The 2,891-nt window shown below is 38.2% G+C and carries 4 protein-coding genes; all 4 read right to left on the minus strand.

What is annotated here, in order from left to right; translation table 11 throughout:
* Positions 1-194: 194 nt before the first annotated feature.
* The 4 genes from Q7J67_07780 to Q7J67_07795 are packed head-to-tail and all read right to left on the minus strand — an operon-like array spanning position 195 to position 2,753.
* The gene (locus Q7J67_07780) at positions 195-485 is read right to left on the minus strand and encodes a hypothetical protein (protein MDO9465178.1); all 291 of its coding nucleotides are present in this window, start codon (positions 483-485) and stop codon (positions 195-197) included.
* A 2-nt stretch (positions 486-487) separates the two neighbouring features.
* The gene (locus Q7J67_07785) at positions 488-922 is read right to left on the minus strand and encodes a GIY-YIG nuclease family protein (GenBank protein ID MDO9465179.1); all 435 of its coding nucleotides are present in this window, start codon (positions 920-922) and stop codon (positions 488-490) included.
* A gap of 56 nt (positions 923-978) precedes the next feature.
* Positions 979-1,530, minus strand: a complete 552-nt coding sequence (locus Q7J67_07790; GenBank protein ID MDO9465180.1) for a hypothetical protein — start codon at positions 1,528-1,530, stop codon at positions 979-981.
* A complete protein-coding gene (locus Q7J67_07795) occupies positions 1,527-2,753 on the minus strand; it encodes a PAS domain-containing protein (protein MDO9465181.1) in 1,227 nt (408 codons plus the stop codon). The genes Q7J67_07790 and Q7J67_07795 overlap by 4 nt, the downstream gene beginning before the upstream one ends.
* Between the last annotated feature and the right edge of the window lie 138 nt (positions 2,754-2,891).

The raw sequence follows: 2,891 nt of genomic DNA on the forward strand, positions 1-2,891 counted from the left end.
CCGTAGGGGCGAATGGCTCGGCTGAGCCCTTCGGCAGTGAGCAGTGCGGTGAACCTTTCGGCAGTGAGCTCAAGGCTGAACTGCTCACTGCTGAACCGCTCAGGGCCGAACTGCTCGCCGAAGCTTGCTATTCGCCCACAATCTACAATCTTTAATCGTCAATATTCAATTGTCAATAGTAAATCGTCAATCGCTTACCCTCCGTACTTCCTCTCTTTACCAAGTCCTTCCATCAGCTTGTTCACTTCTTGCTTCAGCTCAATGATGCGCCCCTCACGTCCTACAGTAGCATTATAATAAATTTCAAGTTCATCCAACCGCCTTTTCAACTCCTCCTCTGCTCTTTTGCGATCAGTAATGTCAGTGAGGGATACAACAATACGGGCTTCTTCTTCTTCTTCTTCTTCTTCTTCTTCTGCAAAAAACATTCTTGCCATGTCAAATTGCAAAATAAGCTCTTCTATATCCTTTTCTTCCTCTTCCATGATTATCCTCCTATGGCATTAGCTGCGGGTAACCCGCTATAATTGTTTGCAAAACTTTTAAGAAGGCTTCTTTCAATTAAGCTGTAACTTTCTGTTAAATAAAAACGCACAAATACATCATAGTTACTGATAAATTTCCCCAAGCACTTATTTTTTAATTTATTACCCGTATAGTTTGCTGTTCGCTTACGCAGGTTTTTGGAAGAACCAATGTATATAACATTACTCCTGCAATTTGGATAATCAATTTTTGATGAAATGGAGAGTTCATAAACTCCAGATTCAGTCGGAATTTTAGTGAAATATTTTTTTGATAACAGTATGTAATCGCTAAAAGTTATATCCTTTCCATGATAAGTAGCTTTTTCTCTATAGTTGGGAATATTAAGTAATTTTCTGCAATTGCATATCGTTCTGATGGATAAATGTACCCCCACTTGGGTCAACAAATATTGAATATCCTTGTCTTTTAAGGCATTTTTATTATTGTCAACTATTTCTTTAATGAGGAATGCGTAATATTTTTTTTTGAGATAAATAAATTCCTAAGATTTATGAGCTGACTTTGAGGATTCATAACCAGTAAATTTGAAATCAACCTTGAAAGTCGGGTTTGATCAAGATATTGTAAAGGATATAAGGATAAAAATTGTTTTAAGGTCAAAGGTTTTAAGTCTGCCTCTCTGCCAGAAGACCAATATTTACTCTGGTAATGAAGAAGACTTTTTAAAATATGTAAAGAAAATGTATTCCTGGTATTGATCCATTTCAATGAACATATTGTTTTATTTCCAGTACAATTTTGGGTCGAATAGATATTCTTTAAATGTTCATCTGAAATCTCAAAATACAAAGTTTCATCTTTAATTATTATTTTAGCATAGAATAATTTCTTTTGCACAGCATTCTTCAAATTGGCAAACTTATGAGTTACTAAAGGCTCTGTCAATCCTTTTGTTGTTTTTTCTATATAAGCAAGATACTTTGTTAAGGGCATTTCCAATACTTTAGTAAAAATTATTTTGCCTATTTTTTGCTCCCTCATCCTTGCTTTTTAGAAATCCTGATTTCTGCGTAACCCTCGTTGATTATTCTATTTTTCACCTGTTCAATGATTATTTCCGTGAGTTCTTGTTCTGTATAGTTTAGCTTTGCTGAATATTTTTTAACAATATCCTGAAATGTCTTATTTTTTGTAAATAGATTCAGTTTATCTGTAAAAACTAACAGACCATCTGGCACAAATTTGAAAATATTTTCAATAACTTTCCTATGCTGTTCTTCACTTTTCCGCCGCGCCTCTTCTGCCCGTTTGCGCTCTATTGCCATCGCTACCTGTTCCGAAACAAACGAGAGAATATCCTTTTCTTCTTCTCCAAATGTGACATCTTCAGTATAGCTCTGGACAACCAGCACACCTATGGTCTTTTCCAGTATTTTCAACGGGACACCCAGCCAACAAATCGGTAGCGTGCCGAAGATTTCTATCTTCCCTTTCTTCGCCAGATCTTCAATCGCTTTGCGTGGAGCTAACAGTGGTTTTCCAGTCCTTAGCACATACTCCGTCAGTCCTCTCCCGAGTTTTTTAGGCGCAGGCGTTTTATCATATTTATCCACGAAATAGGGAAAACCGACCTTCTCAGTAGATTCGTTATACACTGCAATGTAAAAATTCCCTGCTGGCATCAACTCACTAATTATGGCATGAATTGAATGAAAAAGTTCTTCAAGATTCTGCACAGAAGGTGTCGCTTCTGAGATTCTAAAGATTGCAGTTTGAACTTTTTCTGCACGTTTGCGTTCGGTGATGTCGGTGAATATGCCCAGTATACCGATAACGCTGCCATCCACGTCTCGCACCGGTACCTTTACAGTGAGAACCGTGTGTTCTTCGTCACCAATTCTGTAGTTCTCTTTTATCTGCTCAAGCTGGCCAGATGCCATAATCCTCTGGTCGTCGGAGCGATATTTGTCGGCGAGGTCTCGTGGAAAGAAGTCGTAATCGGTCTTGCCACGGATCTCCTCAGGGCTGATACCCAGGTCCATGGCGTAATAAGAGTTGCAAAACACGTAGACGGAAGCCGTGTCCTTAAGAAAGATTTTATTAGGGAAGCTTTCCATCAGCAAGGATTTCAACTCATTGCTCTCCTGCAGTTCCTCCTCTGCCTTCTTCCACTCTCTTTCTGCCTTTTCCAATTCAGTAATCCGTTTCTTCAATTCCCCCAACTCTTTTATGAGTTGCTTCTTTGTCTTATTAGTATCTTTCATCTTTTCTGCTAATTGTTAATTGAAGATTTCAGTGTTATCGCGACTGGGAAGTCGCTCCCACAATCTACAATCTTGATGTTCTTTGTGAACTTTGTGAACTTTGTGGTGAAAAATTCTGTACTTTATCCTTTAACCTTT

It is taken from the genome of bacterium, from assembly GCA_030652805.1.
GTDB lineage: Bacteria > JAHJDO01 > JAHJDO01 > JAHJDO01 > JAHJDO01 > JAHJDO01.

Bases quoted from the DNA above. Each gene is read 5' to 3' on its own strand.
- Q7J67_07780 (MDO9465178.1), bottom strand. From the start codon at position 485: ATGGAAGAGGAAGAAAAGGATATAGAAGAGCTTATTTTGCAATTTGAC.
- Q7J67_07790 (MDO9465180.1), bottom strand. From the start codon at position 1,530: ATGAGGGAGCAAAAAATAGGCAAAATAATTTTTACTAAAGTATTGGAA.
- Q7J67_07795 (MDO9465181.1), bottom strand. From the start codon at position 2,753: ATGAAAGATACTAATAAGACAAAGAAGCAACTCATAAAAGAGTTGGGG.